The organism is Solwaraspora sp. WMMB335 (assembly GCF_049179075.1).
Lineage (GTDB): Bacteria > Actinomycetota > Actinomycetes > Mycobacteriales > Micromonosporaceae > Micromonospora_E.
Map to the genome: position 1 here is coordinate 5,569,000 of NZ_JBMHMF010000001.1, position 19,480 is coordinate 5,588,479.

The 19,480-nt window shown below is 68.1% G+C and carries 13 protein-coding genes and 1 pseudogene; 10 read left to right on the plus strand and 4 right to left on the minus strand.

All coding sequences use genetic code 11. The features are described 5' to 3' along the window. Positions 1–37: 37 nt before the first annotated feature. From ACN27F_RS24305 to ACN27F_RS24315, 3 genes are read left to right on the plus strand one after another with little or no spacing between them, the layout of a single operon-like run. The gene (locus ACN27F_RS24305) at positions 38–2,086 is read left to right on the plus strand and encodes a M6 family metalloprotease domain-containing protein (protein WP_421437276.1); all 2,049 of its coding nucleotides are present in this window, start codon (positions 38–40) and stop codon (positions 2,084–2,086) included. Next, entirely contained in the window at positions 2,083–2,544 is a 462-nt protein-coding gene (locus tag ACN27F_RS24310; RefSeq protein WP_421437278.1) for a hypothetical protein, read from the plus strand. The genes ACN27F_RS24305 and ACN27F_RS24310 overlap by 4 nt, the downstream gene beginning before the upstream one ends. Beyond that, on the plus strand, positions 2,541–3,194 hold the full coding sequence (locus ACN27F_RS24315) for a TlpA family protein disulfide reductase (RefSeq protein ID WP_421437280.1): 654 nt from the start codon (positions 2,541–2,543) through the stop codon (positions 3,192–3,194). The genes ACN27F_RS24310 and ACN27F_RS24315 overlap by 4 nt, the downstream gene beginning before the upstream one ends. A gap of 568 nt (positions 3,195–3,762) precedes the next feature. Here ACN27F_RS24315 and ACN27F_RS24320 read toward each other — a convergent pair. Then, on the minus strand, positions 3,763–3,954 hold the full coding sequence (locus ACN27F_RS24320; RefSeq protein ID WP_421437281.1) for a DUF397 domain-containing protein: 192 nt from the start codon (positions 3,952–3,954) through the stop codon (positions 3,763–3,765). Beyond that, positions 3,945–4,736 carry a helix-turn-helix domain-containing protein gene (locus ACN27F_RS24325; RefSeq protein WP_421437283.1) on the minus strand — a complete coding sequence of 264 codons (792 nt, stop codon included), beginning with the start codon at positions 4,734–4,736 and terminating at the stop codon, positions 3,945–3,947. Before ACN27F_RS24325 ends, ACN27F_RS24320 begins: the two co-directional genes overlap by 10 nt. 517 nt (positions 4,737–5,253) lie before the next feature. Between ACN27F_RS24325 and ACN27F_RS24330 the strand changes: the two genes are divergently transcribed. After that, positions 5,254–5,391: a hypothetical protein gene (locus tag ACN27F_RS24330; protein WP_421437285.1), complete on the plus strand. Its 138-nt coding sequence runs from the start codon at positions 5,254–5,256 to the stop codon at positions 5,389–5,391. Continuing rightward, on the plus strand, positions 5,388–5,705 hold the full coding sequence (locus tag ACN27F_RS24335) for a hypothetical protein (RefSeq protein WP_421437286.1): 318 nt from the start codon (positions 5,388–5,390) through the stop codon (positions 5,703–5,705). Before ACN27F_RS24330 ends, ACN27F_RS24335 begins: the two co-directional genes overlap by 4 nt. Positions 5,706–5,941: 236 nt before the next feature. On the opposite strand, the gene ACN27F_RS24340 is transcribed toward ACN27F_RS24335, so the two are convergent. After that, a complete protein-coding gene (locus ACN27F_RS24340; protein WP_421437288.1) occupies positions 5,942–7,834 on the minus strand; it encodes a CocE/NonD family hydrolase in 1,893 nt (630 codons plus the stop codon). A gap of 330 nt (positions 7,835–8,164) precedes the next feature. Here ACN27F_RS24340 and ACN27F_RS24345 point away from each other — a divergent pair, with 330 nt between their 5' ends. The 3 genes and pseudogenes from ACN27F_RS24345 to ACN27F_RS24355 all read left to right on the plus strand — a co-directional run. Next, positions 8,165–9,559: a cellulase family glycosylhydrolase gene (locus ACN27F_RS24345; protein WP_421437290.1), complete on the plus strand. Its 1,395-nt coding sequence runs from the start codon at positions 8,165–8,167 to the stop codon at positions 9,557–9,559. Between the two features lie 157 nt (positions 9,560–9,716). Next, on the plus strand, positions 9,717–9,884 hold the full coding sequence (locus tag ACN27F_RS24350; protein WP_421437292.1) for a hypothetical protein: 168 nt from the start codon (positions 9,717–9,719) through the stop codon (positions 9,882–9,884). Positions 9,885–9,993: 109 nt separating this feature from the next. Further along, a pseudogene (locus ACN27F_RS24355) lies at positions 9,994–10,455 on the plus strand (TerC family protein); the annotation flags it as partial. 15 nt (positions 10,456–10,470) lie between these two features. On the opposite strand, the gene ACN27F_RS24360 reads toward ACN27F_RS24355, so the two are convergent. Next, a complete protein-coding gene (locus ACN27F_RS24360; RefSeq protein WP_421437293.1) occupies positions 10,471–12,252 on the minus strand; it encodes a S8 family serine peptidase in 1,782 nt (593 codons plus the stop codon). A 750-nt stretch (positions 12,253–13,002) separates the two neighbouring features. Here ACN27F_RS24360 and ACN27F_RS24365 point away from each other — a divergent pair. Continuing rightward, complete coding sequence (locus tag ACN27F_RS24365) at positions 13,003–18,984, plus strand: DNRLRE domain-containing protein (RefSeq protein ID WP_421437294.1); 5,982 nt, start codon at positions 13,003–13,005, stop codon at positions 18,982–18,984. After that, entirely contained in the window at positions 18,985–19,437 is a 453-nt protein-coding gene (locus ACN27F_RS24370; protein ID WP_421437296.1) for a hypothetical protein, read from the plus strand. Positions 19,438–19,480: the final 43 nt, after the last annotated feature.

Below are 19,480 nucleotides of genomic sequence, written 5' to 3' on the forward strand. Positions count from 1 at the left end.
ACCCAGGACGCCAGCTCGCTCGACGAGAGGTGACTCGATGCACCTACTGTCCACCAGACGACCAGTGCGCCGCCTGCTGCTGGGCGCGACGGTCGTGACCGCGCTGATCGTTTCGACGGGTGCCGGCACGGCCGTCGCGGCGCCGGGCAACCCGGCCGGCGGTGGCGGACCGTTTGAGGTCCTCGACCCGCAGTACTGGCAGAATCCGGACACGATGACCTGGGACGACTGGGTGGCGGTGCCCGGCCGCAACTGGGCCGACCCGACCGTGACCGGTTCGGCGCGCAACTTCGACATCGCGCTGGTCACGCTGGACTACCCGGACCAGCCGTTCGCGGTCACCCAGCGGGCGCGGTCTACGGTCTTCGGCAACCCGCAGGCGGTGGCGTCGAACATCCCGCGTGAGCAGGTCGCCGAGTTCTACACCGACTTTCTGAACACCCCGAACAGCCTGAACCGGGGCCACACCCTGCACGAGTACTGGATGCAGAACTCCAACGGGCGCTACGGTGTTGACCTGACCGGCTTCGGGCCGTACGAGTTGCCGGTGAAGTCCTACCAGTACGGTATCGACAACGGATTCAATCCGGGCGCCTGCCCGACCGGCGAGCAGTGTGCCCGCAACATCCGTACCGATGGGTTGGGCGCCTGGCGGGCGGCGGTCGGCGACGACGTGGCCGACTCGTACGAGCTGGTGTTCATCCTCTCCGCCGGGCAGGACGAATCGTCCACCTGGCAGGAGTTCGGCCAGATGATGTTCCAGACCAGAGAGGACGTCCCGGACGCCTGGGGACCGCCGGATCCGAATCTGCCGAACTGGGCCCGGACCCGCTACGTCGAGTGGACCTCGTGGAAGGCCGCCGCGACGATCTGGCCGAACGCCGGTGGCGGCTCGTCGACCCAGGCGGAAAGCTCCGGGATGGGGGTGTACGCGCATGAGCTGAGCCACCTGCTCAGCATCGGGGACAACTACAACAACCCGTACGGCAACCCGTTGCGCCGCACGTACACCGGCATCTGGGGGATGATGTCGCGCGGCTCGTTCAACGGGCCTGGCGGACCGCACACCCGCTGGCAGATCCCACCGACCGGCGGCGGCTCGATGGGCTCGCTGCACGTGGTCCGCGACAAGATCAAGATCGGGCTGCTCGGTGAGGAACATGTGCTACGGCTCTCCCGAGAAGCGCTCGCCTCCTCGGGGATCGTCGTCGCGGACGTCACTGCCCGCGCGGTGGACGCCGGGCACAACGGGCTCACCGGCATCAACATCGCGATGGACCGGGACCGGTCGCCGGCCTGCGACTGGCGAGCCGACCCGCTCTGCGACGGCGGCAACTTCAACAACTACACCGTCGAGGTCGTCGACCGGATGGGCGCGGACTCGTTCACCCCGGACGCCGGCGTGCTGCTGAGCAAGACCAAGAACGCCGACAGCGCACCGTTCGTGTGGGTGGTCGACGCCAACCCGCAGGACATCGACATGGTCGACTTCTACCAGCCGGACGGCACCCCGCAGAAGATCACCATGGGTGACTACCGGCAGCTGTCCGACGCGCTGTTCCACGCCGGCACCCGTTCCGGCAGCGAGTACGAGTACGTCGACGACGCCAATCGGCTGCACTTCTACATCCTGGACCTGCGTCGGGACCGTAACGGAGTGCTGTCGTACACGGTGGCGGTACGCTCGCTCGACGGCGACGGCGGGCCCGGCACGCACGGTGTCGCCCTGTCCCGGGGCCAGGTGAGCACTCCCAACAGCAAGCCGACCAACCGGGGCGTGACCTGCTCCTTCGAGTTGACCAACACCGGTACGTACTCGGCCGGCGGCCAGCAGCACCCGGAGGACGTGTCCGCCTACCTCGACTCCGACGTGTACCGGTTGTCGACCCGGGCGGCCGGGATCGGCTGGCGCTCGGAGCTGCCCAACGAGCTGGCGACCGCTGAGTTCGGCACGTCGACGACGGTGAAGGTGTCGGTCGCGGCGGCCGGCGACGCGGTGCCGAGCGGGTTCATCAAGCTGACCGCCACCTCGGTCAGCGACCCGACGAAGACCGTGACCCAGACGTGCCGCGTCGAGAAGTCGTGACCCTGGTCGCTCGGCGCTGGAAGACGGTCCCCGTCGCGCTGCTCATCGGCGCGGCGGGGACCGCCGCAGCGGCGCTGCTCGCAGGCTGTGCCGGACCGCCGGAATCCGGGTCTGGGGTGACGGTTCGGGTGCTCGTCCGCGACATCAACATCCGGCCGGCCGGGGTCGACTGCGCGGGCACCGGCCCGTACACGTACGTCCACAACCGGGCACCGTTCGAGATCCTCGACCAGGCCGGTGTGGTCCTCGCCGCCGGTGAGTTGCCGCCCGGAACGTCGGTGCCGGCCTTCGACGAGGATCTCGAAGTGGAGCGGATCCCGACCTACTGCGAGTTTGCCGTAGCGGTCGAGGTGGCGGCGGGCGACGGCTACCGGCTGGTCGTCGACGGCCGGACGCCGATTGAGCTGACCCGTAACGACGCCGAGGGACCGGCCCTGGTCGCGGTGGTGCCGTCATGATCCGATGGCGGAACCGTCGCGGTGGTGCCGTGTTCGTCGCCCTGTTCGCCGTCGGCCTCGTGCTGCCGTCGGCGGCCGGCTGCACCGGTCGCGCTGGTGGCGCCGACCTGTCGTCGTCGCCGTCGTCGCTGTCGCCCTCGGTGGCCGGGGCGGCCGTGGCCGGAGGATCGGCGGCTCTGCCCGGGCCGGTGCCAGATGATCTGGCGCTGCGCCCGGCTCCGACCGACTCGCCGCCGGCACCGGCGGTCTCCGGGGAGTTGACCGACGGCAGCCCGCTGGCCCTGGCCGATCTGTGGGCCGAGCGACCGGTGGTGCTGACCTTCTTCAGTTCCTGGTGCACGCTCTGTGCCGAGCAGCAGGTCGCGGTGAGCGACCTGGCCCGCGCCCACGCCGACCGGGTGGTGTTCGTCGGCGTCGCGGGCGAGGACACCGCCGAGGAGTTGCAGGCGTACCTGCGCCAGCACCGGGTGGGTTATCCGGTGCTGGTCGACCACGACCAGACCATCTGGCGGTCGTACGCGGTGCGCGAGCCGCCGGCGGTGGTGCTGGTGGCCCGTGGCGGTACGTTGCTGCGCGGCTTCCCCGGCGGCGTCGACGCGGCCACTCTGGAGGCCATGCTCACCGACCTGGTCCTCGCCCCAGCCAGTTGACCCAGTTCCCGCCGGCCGGTGCCTTCGAAGCCCGGCAATCTTGGACGCATCGCGAAGTCAGAGATTCGTGATCATGGTCAAGGAAGCCGGACCCTGCCAGCGACCGGCGCAGAGCCCGCCGCCACCCGATCTTCAGGGCACTCTTGCTAAAGACCGGTATCTGCGATGACTTGCCCTACGGTTTCCCATCAGGATGCTGAGTGAGCCGCTGACGTTCCACAGGTGACCCCAGTCGATGGGAATCAACGGTCGAGTGGCGTCCAGCGCCACCGAGTCACCGTTCCTGAGCTTCCGTCAATCGGTGAGGGTCAGATTTGCGGCAAGGGCGAGAGAAGTGCAGGGAACGATGATGGCAACAACGAACGGAACCGCCATCGGGTGATCCCGGCCTACCTCAAGACGTTGCCCGGAGTGCTCACCAGCACGGCAGCCCTGATCGGGGCGGCTACCGGTCTGGTCGTGCTGTTCCTGTAGCGGGCTCGGGCTGAGCATGACGGAGCCCCGACCCCGAATGAGGGCCGGGGCTCCCGAATCGTCTGCGGCCTTCTCGGCGGGGCTATGTAGTCGCTCAGGGCTTGCGGGCCATCTCTACGAACGCCGACCACGCGGCCGGCTGGAAGGTGAGCACCGGTCCGCCCTGGTCCTTGCTGTCCCGGACGTGTACCCGGCCGGGAAGGTTGTCCGCGACCTCAACGCAGGTCGACCCACCGTTGCCGGATCTGCTGGACTTCCGCCAGCACGGCTCCCGGGTCATGTCCATGTCTCTGCCACTTCCTTGATCATTCTGGCTGCCGCCGAGTGCGGCAAAGCCTCGCTCCGTACAGCGTCCCACCGGGCATGAAGGGCCGCAATGTCCTCCGGTCGGTCGGTGACCCCGGCCTCTAGTGCGGCGTCGATGTGCGCAGCTTCCGCACCCTCCGGGCTCCGGGCGAGGATGAACGCACCCGCCAAGCCAACGTGCAGCCCGGCGCCGGACGGGATCACCTGTAGATGTACGTGCGGCATGGCGGCGACCTCCAGCAAGCGCTCACACTGCTCGTACATGAGTGCGGCGTCTCCGAGGTTCCGGCGTAACGCCTGCTCGTCGAGCAGGAAGAACGTCATGGGGGGTGTCGGCTCGCGGTGCAGTACCGCCTGCCTGTCCATCCGTGACGCCAGCCGTTGTTCTATCGCCGCTGGTGCTAGCAGCCCACCCCACGACAGCACCGCCCGCGCGTATGCCTCGGTCTGGAGCAACCCAGGGATCAGCGACGGCTCGAACCACCGGAGCATGACCGCCTCGCGCTCTATCTCGATCCATTCGCGCAGCCAGACCGGAGCAGATTCGCCAATTACGAAGTTTTCGTGAAAGTGGACAAAAGTCGTGCCGTGACGGCCGTCTACTCTCGCCAGATAATCCGGCAGTGCTGCGCGGTTTCCGCGTTCGATCGCACTGACATGTTGCGCCGAGTAGCCAATACTTGCACCCCATTGCTCCTGTGTCAATCCTGCCGATTCCCGGTAGCGTCGAAGGCTCATGATCAAGTATTCGCTTGGACTCATCGATTTCATGTTCTCCAGACTTTCTCCAGGATTGCGCGGCAATTCTTCATACAGGGCTGTCTGCTCTACGTGGCTGACGTCCGACTGACTCGTTTTCTCTATTTCGTCGTCTCATCTTCCCCTCTGCCCGGTTGGCAGTCCAGGGTGGAAATCGACGGCCCCGGGGGCTACCCCCCGCCATGGCGAGCTCTCGGGGCCGTCCCCCGATCCGCTCTCCACCCGAGGGGGACCAGTGCCCAGACGTAACGGCACCACCAGCCGGACCCGGCAGCTACCGAAGCGGACCACGACGGCCGAGGCGAAGCCCCGGTTAGCCTCGGGTCTGCCGAAGCGCACACCCGGACAGACGGACGTCGACAACGATCCGCGCTTCCGGCTCCGAGTCGTTCCCGATCCGCCGCCGCCAACTCCCGAGGGGCGGGCGGAAGCCCTGCGGATTGCTCAGGAGGTGACCTCCGCCCGCAGCGCCGTACAGCAGCACCTGCCATCAAAGTACGGGGACTGTCGAAAGTGCGACGTGACCGCGCCCTGCGACCCGTTCGTGACGGCGCTCAACGTCCTGGACGAGCACGACCCCGGGCCGGCACGGCGACTGCGCGCGGTCCTGAAGGTGCTGACGCTGCCGTTACCGCCGCTCCCGGAGGTGCGGCGATGACCGGGACCGGGGACGCATTTCCCCTCGGGGATGGCCGGGCCGATCCCGGGCCGCTGCTGCGCGTCGGTGACGTCCTGCACCTCGGGGAAGCCGACTGGGTGTACGGGGACCGTGACCTCATCGTCCGGGTGTCGGAGATCCGAGTCGGGCTCGATAAGCCCGACTACCTGGTGGTGGCCATCTTCGGGACCGTCATCGAGTTCGGTCGTGACGGCCGGATGATGATGCTCAGCGTCTACAAAACCGCGCTCACCCGCCCCGGCGTCCGGGAGCGCACCGGTGCCGCGAACGGCACAGAGAGGCGCTGGACGTAGGAACAAGACTCCCCCCCGGGGGGTGCACCCTCTGTGCCGGACGCCACGTTGGTCGCGTAGCCAGGCAGCACCTCGGGGGCCAGCTAGGGGGGTCCGGCTGTTCGTCGGTTGGCTGCGCCCGGACCCCCCCGTCCAGAAGAGAACGACCCCGGGGTGTCCCGGGGTCGTTCTCTGTTTCCGTGGGCTTACCGGCAGGGCGGAGTCCATTCGAACGGCGCCATCCGCCCGCAGCGCCGTCAGAGGCCGGCGGCGTGGGCGGCGGCGGTGCCGCCGACCACCGGCAGCACGATCCGGCTGGTCTTGAGCGCGACGTCGATGTTGGCCCGGGTCTGGACCGTCTGGCTGGAGTACTGCGGGTAGGACGCCACCAGGATCACCCCGATCCGGTGACCGGGCTGGAACACGTAGTCCTCGGGCAGCAGCGGGAAGGTGAAGTTGTACTTCGTACCCGGCTCCAGCGGGACGTCCACCCGGATCGACTGCCGGTTGCTGGCGTCCATGATGCCCTTGCTGACGAGTTCGTAGTCGGCGGTCGCCACCCGCTTCTCGGTCTGCCGGAAGCAGCCGTCGTCGGTGGCGCTGGCCTCACCCCAGCAGTCCTCGGTCGGCAGTGTGATGATGCCTTCGCCGGAGGCCCGGTGCGCCACCCGTTCGGCGGTGCCGTAGTCGACCAGGATCGCGCCGAGGTGGGTGTCGGTCTGGTCGGCCGAGGCCCGGATCCGGATCTGCGGGGTACCGGAGATGTGCAGCGGGGCGGCCAGCGGCGCGGACAGGTAGACCAGCCGGTTCGGCTGGACCGCGTCGGGGTTGAGGATCATCGTGTTCTGGCTCTGCGACGGGTTGTCCTGGAAGCTCTCGGCGACCGGGTCCGCGACCGGGACCAGGCCCAGCCCACCCGCGCTTTCCGCACCGGGCTGCAGGAAGACCTCGGTTTCGGCCATGCCGGGCACCGGCCAGTCGGCGTACGTCTGCCACACATCGGCGGCCCGCTCCACGTCCACCCGGGGCTCGTCCATGATGCCGTTGGGCACCTGGTGCAGCCAGTAGTCGAACCAGCGGTGCAGGGTCGCCACCCACTCGGCGCGCCGGAAGTCGAACGGGTCGACGTGCCCGGTCTGCGTGATCCACAGCTTGCGGGTGACGTCGTGCTCGGCCAGGGCGTACCAGAACTTGCTCATGTGGTCGGCGCGGACGTTGTCGTCGTTGATCCCGTGCACCAGGAACACGCTCGCGGTGATCTTGCCGACCTTCTTGACGTAGCTGCGCTCGTTCCAGAAGGCGGTGTAGTCGCCGTGTTCGTCACCGTCGTTGGCGGCGAGGTCGTCGCGCACCGGCTGGCAGTAGGCCCGCCGGTCCGGGTTGGTGACCACGTTCGCCAGGTACGACGGGTAGCTGTTGCCCCGGGTCACCACCCCGTTGCTGCGCACGTAGTCGTAGTATTCGGCCGGCCCGCTGATCGGCACGATCGTGGTCAGGCCCTTCACCCCGGTCACCGCCGTCGCCATCGCCAGCGACCCGTCGTACGACTTGCCGACCATGCCGGTGTGGCCGTTGTGCCAGTCGGCGACGACTTCCTCGCCGGCGGCGTTGCGGGCCACCGCGCGTCCGTTGAGCCAGTTGACCGCCTGTTTCGCGCTCAGGTTGTCCTGGTTGGCGTTGGTGGTGGGACAGCCGGTGGAGCCGCCGGTGCCGACCATGTCCAGCAGGATGATCGCGTAGCCACGGGGGACGAAGTAGTTGTCGTAGAACAGCGGCCACTGGTCGAGCAGTCCGTCGCCGTCGAGGTCCTGCTTGCACTGCGAGTCGTTGCCCCGGCACAACGTCGTGTAGTACGGGCTGGCGTCCATGATGACCGGCACCCGCAGCCCGTCCTCGGTGGCGCGGGGCCTGATGACGTCGAACGCGATGATGTCGCGCAGCCCGTCACCGTCGCTGTCGAAGGTCGAGTCGATGAACAGCTTCTCCCGGATCGCGTCCGCGTAGCCGAAGACCGGCTGCGTGACGCCGTCGGCCACCACGATCGTCGGTGCCTGCTGGGCGTACGCCGGTGACGACGCGCCGAACATGGCGACCACGGCGAGCGGGAGGACCACCGTGGCGGCCCCCCATGATCTGCCGATTCGTCCCATCCACACTCCTTTATAGGCTGGAGCCGCCAGGCTAAGCGTCGGGTGACGGTGTCCACTACCGCCAACTGTCGGAACCACGAGCCCGCTAGCTGCGACGACGGCCGGATCCGGCGAGCGGCGAGAGATTGTCGAAACGCATCGACTCATAGCTATTGCTTTCGTCGGGGGTGCCGAAGTAGCTTGTTGGCGTTGCGTCGAGCGCTGAGCCGGTCCTCGTACCACCGGTTACAAACGTTGCAATCGCGCGCCGCGCACGGCCCGCACCGGGCCGGTGCGCTTGGGCAGGTGCGCCTCGTCCCGGGGATTCCCGGGCTCAACCTGAGGTAGGTCATGAAGAGAAAGCTTCTTGTCCTCGGCGCCGCCCTGCTCACCTTCGTCGCGTCGATCCTGCTGGTCGCGCGGCCGGCGAGCGCGGCCGTCGGTCTGCACATCAGCGGCACCGACATCGTCGAGGCCAACGGCCAGCCGTTCATCATGCGCGGGGTCAACCACCCGCACGTCTGGTACACCGGCGAGACCGACTCCTTCGCCGACATCAAGGCGCTGGGCGCCAACACGGTACGGGTGGTGCTGGGCAGCGGCCAACGGTGGGGTCCGTCCAACGACGTCGCCAACGTGATCAGCCTGTGCAAGCAGAACCGGATGATCTGCGTGCTCGAGGTGCACGACACCACCGGGTACGGCGAGGAGGGTGCCGCCGCCTCGCTCGACCAGGCGGTCGACTACTGGATCAGCCAGAAGAGCGCGCTGGTCGGCGAAGAGAACTACGTCGTGATCAATATCGGCAACGAGCCGATCGGCAACGTCGACGCCGCCCAGTGGACCGCCGCCACGGTCAACGCGATCCAGCGGATGCGGGCCAACGGCTTCGAGCACCTGCTCATGATCGACGCACCGAACTGGGGTCAGGACTGGCAGAACATCATGCGGGCCGACGCCCAGACGGTGCTGGACGCCGACAGCCACGGCAACACCGTGCTGTCGATCCACATGTACTCGGTCTACAACAGTTCCTCGTCGATCGTGAGCTACCTCGACGACTTCGAGGCGAACGGGTGGCCGTTGGTGATCGGCGAGTTCGGCTGGCAGTTCAACTCCGGCGAGGTGGACCACAACACGATTCTGGCCGAGGCACAGGCCCGGGGGATGGGCTACCTCGGCTGGTCGTGGAGTGGCAACACCGACCCGATCCTCGACATGGTGCTCAGCTTCGACCCCAACCAGATGACCACCTGGGGCGAGCGGATCTTCAACGGTGCGAACGGCATCGCGTCCACCTCCCGCGAGGCCACCATCTTCGGCGGTACGCCACCCACCACCGCACCTCCGACGACGGCGCCGCCGACCACCGCTCCGCCCACCACGGCGCCGCCGACCACCACACCCCCGACCACCGTCCCGCCGACCACCACCCCGCCCGGCGGCCGGACCTGCACCGCCAGCTACAGCATCCTCGGCCAGTGGCCGGGCGGCTTCCAGGGTGACGTTCGGGTCACCGCCGGCAGTTCGGCGATCAGCGGTTGGGTGGTGACCTGGACGTTCGCCAACGGCCAGACCGTCACCCAGGCCTGGAGCGCCACCGTCACCAGCAGCGGGTCCACCGTGACCGCCCGCAACGTCAGCTACAACGGCAGCCTCGGTGCCGGAGCCAGCACGACGTTCGGATTCCTGGGCAGCTGGAACGGCACCAACAGCGCCCCGACGGCGACCTGCACGGCCAGTTGACGCAGCGGTAACCGTACGCGGCGGGGGACACGGCGGGCCGGGTACGAGCGTCGTACCCGGCCCGTCCCCGCCCCGTTCCCGCCGCGCCGACATCTGCCAGACCGCCGGGTCGTGGATGCGGTGATGGCGGTTCTGATTCGCGCAGTACGCGCGGTTCATGACGGCGCTGCGGCGGGCACACCTGGACCGCTCGCCGGTCGACGTCGACTGGGCGGCCTGGAGCGTCGCGCTCACCGAGGCGTCACGGCCGGCAGCGGCGGCACATCTCGTACTGCTCAACGCGATCCGCCGCTCGATGGGACGGTCGTTGGCGGACCTGCCGTGAGGTGATGCGACCAGCCGGTCGGCCTCGTCGTCGAAGCGCTGCGGCCGCCCGCAGAGCGTTTCGAGCACCCGTAGCGACCACTTGTCGGGCACCTGGTCGAGCAGTTCACGTCGCGACCATGCTGTTCGTCGTCCTCATCGCGGTCGAGGCCACCGACCTGATCTTCGCCATCGACTCGATCGCGGCGATCTTGGCTATCAGCACCAGTACGTTCATCGTCTGGACGGCGAACGCGTTCGCCATCCTCGGACTCCGCAGCCTCTATTTCTGCCTGGCCGGGCTGCTGCGCCGCTTCGTGCACCTGCACTACGGCCTGGCCGTGCTGCTCGCCTTCGCCGGTGTCAAGCTCATCCTCTCCGAGACCCCGGTCGGCAAGCTGCCCATCCCGGTCACCCTCGGGGTCATCGTGGTCACCATCGCCGTGTCGATCGTCTGGAGTCTGCGCAGCACCGGCGGCGACGGGGACACCAGCGTCGACAGCGGCGACGGCGGGAACGGGTCGGGTACCAGTTCCACTGGTACCCGACCCGCTGACCTCGCCGTTCAGCCGGACCGTCCCTCCGCCAGGTGACCGTCCGGCCTGTCGTCAGACGATGGTGCAGGGAGTGCCGTTCAGAGTGAACGCGGTCGGCTCCGCGGTGCCGGAACCGGTGCCGTTGAATCCGATGGTCGCCGTGCCCTGCGGCAGGAGGGTCGAGTTCCACGACAGCGAGGTCGCGGTGACGTCCTGGCCGCTCGTACCGTAGGTGGCGGACCATCCGCTGCCGAACGCGTGACCGCTGGGCAGGGTGAAGGCGAGAGTCCAGCCGTTGATCGTGCTGGTGCCGGTGTTCGTGATGACGATGTTGGTGGTGAAGGTGGAACCGCCGCTGCTGATCGCGTAGGCGACCTGGCAGGTGCCCGTTGCCGTCGCCGTCGTGACGGTGACCGCCGCCGAGAACGGCGACAGGTTGCCCGCCGCGTCCTCGGCGCGTACCTGGAACTGGTAGGTGGTCCCGGCGGCCAGCCCGGTCGCGACGAACGAGTTCGTCGCCGACGACCCGACCGGCGCGAACGTGCCACCGCCGGTGGCCCGCTCGATGTCGTAGCCGGCCACACCGACGTTGTCGGTGGACGCCGTCCAGGTGAGCGTGGCCGAGGTCGCGGTCACGCTCGACGCGACCGGGGTGCCGGGGGTCGACGGCGCGACGGTGTCGGTCGACGTGCCGCCCGGGTCGGCGTACAGCAGAAGGTTGGGTGACCCGGTGCCGATGCCGGTCAGGACGTTGCTGGTGGCGGCGCTGAGCAGCGCCGCCTTCGCCTGTGCCATCGTCGCACTCGGGTTGGTCTCCAGGTAGCGGGCCACCCAGCCGGTCACGTGTGGAGCGGCCATCGAGGTGCCCGACCAGCCGGCGGCGACGGCGCTGTCGCTGCCGTTGCCGGCCGAGGTGATGTTGTTGCCCGGGGCGAAGACGTCGATGCAGGAGCCGTAGTTGGAGCTGGACCACCGGCTGTCGGTGATGGTGGTGGCGCCCACTACGATGCCGTCCGGTGAGCGTGGGTTGTTGCCGCAGGCGTCACTGTTGTTGTTGCCCGCGGCGAACACCGCCAGCACCCCGGCGTCGATCATGTTCTGGGCGGCCGTGTTCACCTCGACGGCGTAGTTCTGCAGGCTGAGATTCGCCACGGCGCGCGGCGGTGCGTTCATCGCCACCCAGTCCATGCCCTCGATGAGGTCCGCGTTGGTGCCGAGGTTGCTGCAGTTCAACACCCGCACGTCACGGATCTGGACATCCTTGGCGACGCCGTACGTCGCACCGCCGATCGTGCCGGAGACGTGCGTGCCGTGCCCCTGGCAGTCACCCGGGCTGTTGCCGTCGTTGACCGCGTCGTAGGCCCACTGCGCCCGGCTGCCGAAGTCGACGTGCGTCGTGCGGATCCCGCTGTCCAGGACGAACACGGTGGTCCCGGTGCCGTCGGTGTCGTAACTGAACTCCTGGTCGAGCGGTAGGTTCCGCTGGTCGACGCGGTCCAGACCCCACGACGGGGGGTTGGGCTGGGTGGTAGCGCCACCACCGATTGGGGCCGGTCCGACGGCCTGGACCAGCGCGTCGGCGCGCACGTGGGCCACGTTCGGGTTGGCGCGGACCGCCCGGAGAGCGTCGGAATTCAGCTTCGCGGAGAAGCCGTTCAGTACGATCTCGTACCGGTGGACCTCCCGGCCACCGGCTCGTTCAGCGACCGCGACGGGGTCGTTCGCCGCGCCGCCGATGACCGGTTGATCCTTGAGGATGACGATGTAACCGCCATTCGGCGTGCCGTTCTCGGCCGGTAGCAGGGGAGCGAGACCGGTCGCCGGTTGGGCGACCGCCGGTGTGGCTCCGAGCACGGCGACAATAGTGGAAGCGGCCGCTGCCGCGATCGCGTGACGACGGAATCGGTGCTGTCTGGACATAGGAGAAATTGCCCCCTGGGCACGGTGACGCATGGACTGACCGGTGGAGGTGACGGCTTGTCCGGCCCGCCAGCTACCGGGATCGCCGGGCGCCGCAGCCGGACAGAGCGCTCGGCCCCGTCTGCCGCAATTTGAGCACAGGTGTAGACGTCGGCCAATACCCAGACTATTTGACAACTCAATGAACTATGTTAAAGAACGGGTGTGGCCAGGGGCTGTTCACGAAGTCGACAAATGGACTGCGCGCGTGATTGCTCTCACGTTTCCAAAATGGCTCACGCGTCGATAGTTGCGTACGGTGTCCGATCGGGACAAACTGACTGATATTGACGTATCTCTTGGTAATTCTTATTGTTGTCCCGGCGGGTCCCGTCTACAGTCTCCTTGCCGCAGTGGGCGGTGATCTCACGGGGAGAGGCACGGTGGACATGCGTTACGCCGGCTCGGATCAACCTGCTCGTTTGATGGTCAGTTCAGCAGCGGCCGGCGGCGGCCTGCGCCGCTGGACGGCGTACACATTGGCCGTCGTGCTGGCCGCGACGTTGTCCGACTGGGCGGGGGCACGGCCTGCGGTCGCGGCACCCGCACCCGAGCAGTCGACCCCCGCAGATTCGGCTGATTCCGCCGATCCGGCTGGCGAGTTGGCCCGGCCGGACGAGGCGGCGGCGCTGGTGACCGCCCCGGATGACCGGGCACAAGGTGAAGATCACCGGGCTGACGTCGGAAACGTCGGAGTTCTGGGCGTTGCCGGACGGGCGGGTCGAGGTCGAAGCCCATCTCGGCCCGGTACGGCTGCCGGATGGCGAGGGCGGTTGGCGGCCCATCGACTTCACCCTCGCGGCGCAGCCGGACGGCTCGGTCGCCGCCCGTGCTCACCCGAACGACCTGCGGCTGTCCGGCGCGGCCGGCGACGGTGAACACGACCTGGTGTCGGTGGGTGTGGGCGAAGACCGGTTGGCGTTGGGCTGGTCGGGACGGTTGCCGGCGCCGACAGTTGTGGACAGTCGGGCAACCTACTCTGACGTGCGACCCGGGGTCGACCTGGTGGTGGAGGCGACCCGCACCGGATTCCAGCAGTTTCTGATCGTCAAGGACCGGGCGGCGGCGGATCAGGTCCACGAGGTGCCGCTGGCGTTGCGGGGCACCGGGTTGACCGTCGCCGAAGGCGGGGCGGGCGGCTGGGAGATCCTCGACCGCGAGGGTGACCGGGTCGGTGTGGTGCCTGCTCCGATCATGTGGGACGCCCAGATCCACGAGGAGTCAGGCGAGCAGGTCCGCAAGGCGCCGGTCGAGGTGCGGGTCGCCCCTGGTCGGGGCGGCGAGACGCAGTTCGACCTGACGCCGTCGGTGGCCTGGCTCACCGACCCGGCGACCGTGTTTCCGGTGACGATCGATCCGTCGGTGACGCTCAACCCGAACTACGACGCGTTCATCCAGACCGGCTACGCCTCCGACCAGTCGACGGTGAACGAGTTGAAGCTGGGCACGTACGACGGGGGGACCAACAAGGCGAGGTCGCTGCTCAGCTTCCGCTACCTGTCGTGGCTGCAGGGCAAGCATGTGCAGTCGGCGACGCTCTACCTGTGGAACTACCACTCCTGGTCATGCACCGCCCGTCAATGGCAGGCGTGGTCGACCAGCTACGCCGACTGGACGTCACGCTGGTCCAACCAGCCGACCTGGATCAAGATCGTCGGCACGTCGTCGCAGACCAAAGGCTACGACAGTAGTTGCGGTGACGGCTGGGTCAGCGCACCGGTGACGACGGCGTTCGCCGACCTGGCGGCCGGCACCACCCAGTCCACCGTGAACATCGGACTGCAGGCGGCTTCCGAGACCGACAACCTCGGCTGGAAGCGATTCCACTCGATGGAGAACACCAAGGATCCGTACGTGACGTTGGTGTACCAGACGCTGCCGACGGTGACCGCCCGGGCTACCGTGCCGGTCACCGCCTGCGCGACGGGCAGCTCACGGCCGTTCCTCAACACCAGGACGCCGCAGCTGCGGGCGCAGGTCACCGATGCCGAGAGTTCGCCGGTCACCGCGCGTTTCGAGTGGAACGTGACGGGTGGCGCCCCGGTCGGCTCGGCGGTCGTCGGCCCTGGCGCGTCCGGGTCGTGGCTCGGCACCGTGGTGCCGTCCGGCGCCTTCACCGAAGGCGGGACGTACTCCTGGCGGGTGCGCGGCAACGACGCCATCGGCGACGGGCCGTGGGCACCATGGTGCGAGTTCACCGTTGACACCGTCGCCCCGTCGGCCATGCCGACGGTGTCGTCGTCGACGTACCCGTCGGGGCAGTGGGGTGGCGGCGTCGGCACGGCCGGGACGTTCACCTTCGGTGCGTCGGGGGTCGCTGACGTGGCGGCGTACGAGTACGGGCTGAACGCCAACCCGCCGAACCAGTCGGTCAACGCGGCCAGCCTCGGCGGCGGGGCGTCGGTGTCGATCACGCCGACGCAGGACGGACCGCAGACGTTGTACGTGCGGTCGCGGGACCGCGCAGGCAACCAGTCGGCGATCCGGGCGTACTCGTTCAGCGTGGGCAGTGGCGCGGTGACCGGCCCGAAGGCCGGGGACATCACGGCGGCGAAGACGGCGATCACCGGCGTGGGCCAGGCGGCCGCGACCGGGGTGACCTATCAGTGGCGGCGGGCCGAAACCGATACCTGGGTGAACATCCCGACCGGGCACGTCACCCTGGCCGCCGGTGGCGCGGTGGCGTCGTGGCCGGTGGCGACCACCGGCGGTGGAGCGTTCCCGAAACTGAACTGGGACGTCGAGGCGACCCTTGCGGCGGTGGACGCGCAGGCGATCGCCCGCAACGGCCCGTTGCAGATCCGTGGCGTGTTCACCGGCGGCTCGGGCGGTACGTCCAGCGCGGTGACGTTCACCTTCGACCGGGACCAGGCGACCGCCGCGTCCTCGGCGATCGGCCCGGGTTCGGTGAACCTGATCACCGGCAACTACAGCCTGTCGGACACCGACGTGTCGGTGGATTCGTACGGCACGGACCTGACCGTGACCCGGTCGTACAACAGCCGGCGGGCGGCGGCGACTGATTCGGCGAACATGTTCGGGCCGGGCTGGGTGTCCGGGGTGCTGGTGGAGGAGGCCGAATCGCCGTACACGTCGCTGACGGTGTACGGCTCGCTGGTGCAGGTGGGTCTGCCGGAGGGCGATACGCTCGGCTTCACCAAACGGAACACGACCGAGTTCGACTCCGAGCCGGGCATGGAGTTCGTGCGGCTGTCGTACGCATCCGGACCGGATTCGTACAGCCTGACCGACGAGGACGGCAACCTGGTGGTGTTTACCCGGGTCGTGGGCAGCGCGGCGGGGAAGTACTTCCCGACCGCGGTGACCGTGCCGGGCAGCAACCAGACCACGACGCTCAGTTGGGAGCGGGTGACCATCGGCGGTACGGAGATCGTCCGGCCGACCCGGATGCTCGCGCCGGTCGCGGACGGGGTGGCCTGTACGACGCTGGCCCGGGGCTGTCGGGCGTTGACGTTCGACTACGCGGCGTCGACGACCGCGACCGGGACCACCGAGGCGGGCTGGGGCGACTACGTCGGACGGGTGCGGCAGGTGTCGTTCACCGCGTGGGACCCGGACCTGTCGACCCCGGCGATGCGCACGATCGCGGTCGCCGGCTACGCCTACGACAACGCGGGCCGGTTGCGGGCGGTATGGGATCCCCGTCTCGACTACGTCGACGGCGCGACGACGCACCACCTGTGGGAGACGTACTCGTACAACCTGGACGGGGTGCTGGCGTCGGTGCAGCCGACCGCCGAGGAGCCGTGGCAGCTGACCTACACGACGTTGCCGGGTGATCCAGGGCTGGGCCGGCTGCATCAGGTGTCCCGCAGCGCGCTGTCGGCCGGTACGGCCACCACCACAGTCGTCTACCAGGTGCCGACGTCGGGCACCGGCGCGCCGTACGACCTGCCGTACGCGCAGACGGTGCGGTGGGGCCAGGACCCGCCGACCGACGCGACGGCGGTGTTCCCGGCCAACCAGGTGCCGACCGGCAGCCCGTCGACCGGGGTGCTGCCGTCATCGTACGAGCGGGCCACGGTGACCTACCTGGACGCCAACGCGCGGGAGGTCAACGCCGCCGTCCCCGGCGGGCACATCAGTGCCACCTGGTACGACCAGTGGGGCAACACCACCCGCACACTGACCGCCGGCAACCGCAGACGCGCCTTGGACGTTAGCGGCTCGGACGACTCGGCCGCGGAGACCGCGCTCGCGTACGCCCGGTCGACGTTGAGCCTCTACGGCGCCGACGGACAGCGGCTGTACAACGTGTTGGAGCCGGAGCGGGAGGTGACGCTGCCGGACGGGACGGTGGTGCGCGGGCGCAAACACACCCGGAACAGCTACGACCAGGGCGCGCCGACCACCGGCGGGCCGTACAACCTGATCACCACCGTCGAGGAGATGGTGAGCTGGTGGAACACCGCCGGTGTCTGGGTCGACTCGGACACCCGGATCAGCACCACCGCGTACGACTGGGGGTTGCGCCAACCGACGGTGGTGACGGTCGACCCGGCCGGACTGGCTCTCGCTACCCGCACCAGCTACGACCCGGTCACTGGTCTTGAGGTGACGACGACCGCCCCGGCGGGTGGCACGTCGACCACGACGCCGTCGACGCGGCGGACGGTGTACTACCGGGCCACCAGCGGCTCGGGCTACTCAGAGTGTGATCTGCGGCCGGAGTGGGCGAATCTGCCGTGCCGGATCGAGCCTGGCGGGCAGCCGGGGTCCGGGCCGGAGCTGCCGGTCACGGTCACCACGTACGACATGTTCAACCAGCCGCGTGCGGTGGTGGAGAAGACCAGCGCCGGCACGTTGCGGACCACGACCACCAGCTACGACCCGGCCGGTCGGGTGTACGAGGTGGCGATCAGCGCCGCGTCGGGGCTGGGTGCGGCGGTGCCGGTCACCCGCAACGTGTACGACGCGGCGACCGGCCGGCACCTGCGGACCCAGTCGGTGGTGGGTGGGACGGTCACGGCCGAAGTGGTCCGCGGCTTCGACGGGTTGGGTCGGCAGACGTCGTACACCGATGCGGATGGCAACGTGTCGACGACGACGTACGACCTGTTGGGGCGGACGGCGACGAGTTCGGATGGTAAGGCGACCCGGACCTACACCTATGACGGTGGCAGTGAGCGGCGTGGTTTGTTGACGTCGGTCGACGACACGCAGACCGGGGTGTTTACCGGCGGCTACGACGTCGACGGCAACCTGACGTCGGAGACGTGGCCGTCGGGGATCACGGTCGCCCATGAGTATGACGAGACCGGGACGAGCGTAGGCATCACCTACGAGCGGCCGGGTTGTGGTGCGTCGGACTGCACTCTCTACGGTGGTTCGGTGGCCGAGTCGGTGCATGGTCAGTGGCGGCAGCACGCGTCGACCCTGGCCGAGCAGACCTACACCTACGACGCGTCGGGTCGGTTGACGACGGTCGAGGACACTATCGGCGGCCAGTGCACGACCCGTAGCTATACCTTCTCGGCCAGCAGTAGCCGGACGAGTCTGGTCGAGTACGCCCCGGCTGGTGACGGCACCTGCCAGACCGGTACCGCCGCCTCCACCATCACCCACTCTTACGACACGGCGGACCGAATCACCACCACCGGCACGGTGTATGACGCGCTGGGGCGTACGACGACGGTGCCGGCGGCGGATACCGCGACTCCGACCGCTGGGGACGCGACGGTCGGCTACCACGTGACCGACCTGGTGGACACGATCACGCAGGCGGGCCGCACGGTCGACTACTCCTTGGATGTCACCGGGGAGCGGGTGCGGTCGTTCACCGACACCGCTGACGGCACGCCGGTGACGACGGTGCACCACTACGAGGACGATGGTGACAATCCGGCCTGGACGCAGGAGAACGTCGACACCTGGACCCGGATCGTGTCTGGTGTGTCGGGGATGGGTGGTATCTGGAGCAGTGACAACGGGCAGGTGACGTGGCGGTTGGCCAACCTGCACGGCGACCTGGTCGCTACCATCCTGCCCGATGACGAAGGTCTGTCGGCCACCACGGATTCCAGCGAGTACGGGACTTCTCGTAACCCTGAGGCGGTCGGCGGTGAGCGGTACGGCTGGTTGGGTGCGAAGCAACGCGCCAGCGACCCCGCGACCGGGCTGATCCTGATGGGGGTGCGTCTCTACAACACCACCACCGGGCGGTTCCTCACCGTCGACCCTGTGTACGGGGGCAGCTGCAACGCCTACGAGTACACTTGCGCCGACCCGCTCAACAAGGAAGACCTCGACGGCAAGTGGATTGGTCCGGTGGTGCGCGGGGCGATAGCCGCCTGCAAACTAGGCCGGAGTTGGTGTAAACGGGCAGCGGTCTGGACCGGAAAACAGGCCTGGCGCGGTGCGAAGTGGGCTGGTCGGAAGGCCTGGAGTGGGGCGAAGAAGGCGTGGACCGGCACACGAAATCTCATCCGGAACACATCGATCCGCTGTCACCGATTCCCCAATGTCGGGGGGTTCGGCTGCGATCTGCGTTACAAGGGAACGAGGAAATTTGCGGTGCACTATCATCGCGTGAAGGGCAAGTATCGGCCGCACTATCACCGGCGTCCGGGAATTGGTAAGCACCGCCCGTGGGAAGGTGGATGGTAAATGACGCAGTTTCGAAGTGTGCTCCCGCGTTTTCCGCTTCATTACTCAGAAGTTGATGTTGGGTCGGAGGTTCTGCATGACGTAGAAGCGGTCGAGACTACGGCAGAGTTCGTTGACGACAGTGACCCCGAGTATGTTTGCCTCGACGCGGATGGTAAACGAGTCCGGCTCATTGTCTGGGCGCTTGAGCTGTTGGTCTGCCAGACAGTTCCCAACAATTTCGAACCAGCTGGGTTGCGGATAATGGAAGTGGTCGAGGGTTCCGAATCATGGTTCGTTGAATGCCTTGGATCAACCTCGCTGCGAATGTTGCGGGGTGCGGGAAATGCGCTGCCGGCCGAGTGGGACCAGCTGGGTGATCTTCCGCAAGTCTGTGCAACCATTGAATCGAAAATGTCAGTGGAGGGCTTTCATAGAACGTGGATGAAGGCGAGAGTTGGCAAGCGGTACTGACGTTCGTTGGGTCGGCAGACGTCGTACACCGATGCGGATGGCA

What these genes read in the sequence shown, in the direction of transcription:
- ACN27F_RS24305 (WP_421437276.1), top strand. Translation starts at nt 38, where the DNA reads ATGCACCTACTGTCCACCAGACGACCAGTGCGCCGCCTGCTGCTGGGC.
- ACN27F_RS24315 (WP_421437280.1), top strand. Translation starts at nt 2,541, where the DNA reads ATGATCCGATGGCGGAACCGTCGCGGTGGTGCCGTGTTCGTCGCCCTG.
- ACN27F_RS24335 (WP_421437286.1), top strand. Translation starts at nt 5,388, where the DNA reads ATGACCGGGACCGGGGACGCATTTCCCCTCGGGGATGGCCGGGCCGAT.
- ACN27F_RS24325 (WP_421437283.1), bottom strand. Translation starts at nt 4,736, where the DNA reads ATGAGTCCAAGCGAATACTTGATCATGAGCCTTCGACGCTACCGGGAA.
- ACN27F_RS24345 (WP_421437290.1), top strand. Translation starts at nt 8,165, where the DNA reads ATGAAGAGAAAGCTTCTTGTCCTCGGCGCCGCCCTGCTCACCTTCGTC.
- ACN27F_RS24350 (WP_421437292.1), top strand. Translation starts at nt 9,717, where the DNA reads ATGACGGCGCTGCGGCGGGCACACCTGGACCGCTCGCCGGTCGACGTC.
- ACN27F_RS24370 (WP_421437296.1), top strand. Translation starts at nt 18,985, where the DNA reads ATGACGCAGTTTCGAAGTGTGCTCCCGCGTTTTCCGCTTCATTACTCA.
- ACN27F_RS24365 (WP_421437294.1), top strand. Translation starts at nt 13,003, where the DNA reads ATGACCGGGCACAAGGTGAAGATCACCGGGCTGACGTCGGAAACGTCG.
- ACN27F_RS24320 (WP_421437281.1), bottom strand. Translation starts at nt 3,954, where the DNA reads ATGGACATGACCCGGGAGCCGTGCTGGCGGAAGTCCAGCAGATCCGGC.
- ACN27F_RS24340 (WP_421437288.1), bottom strand. Translation starts at nt 7,834, where the DNA reads ATGGGACGAATCGGCAGATCATGGGGGGCCGCCACGGTGGTCCTCCCG.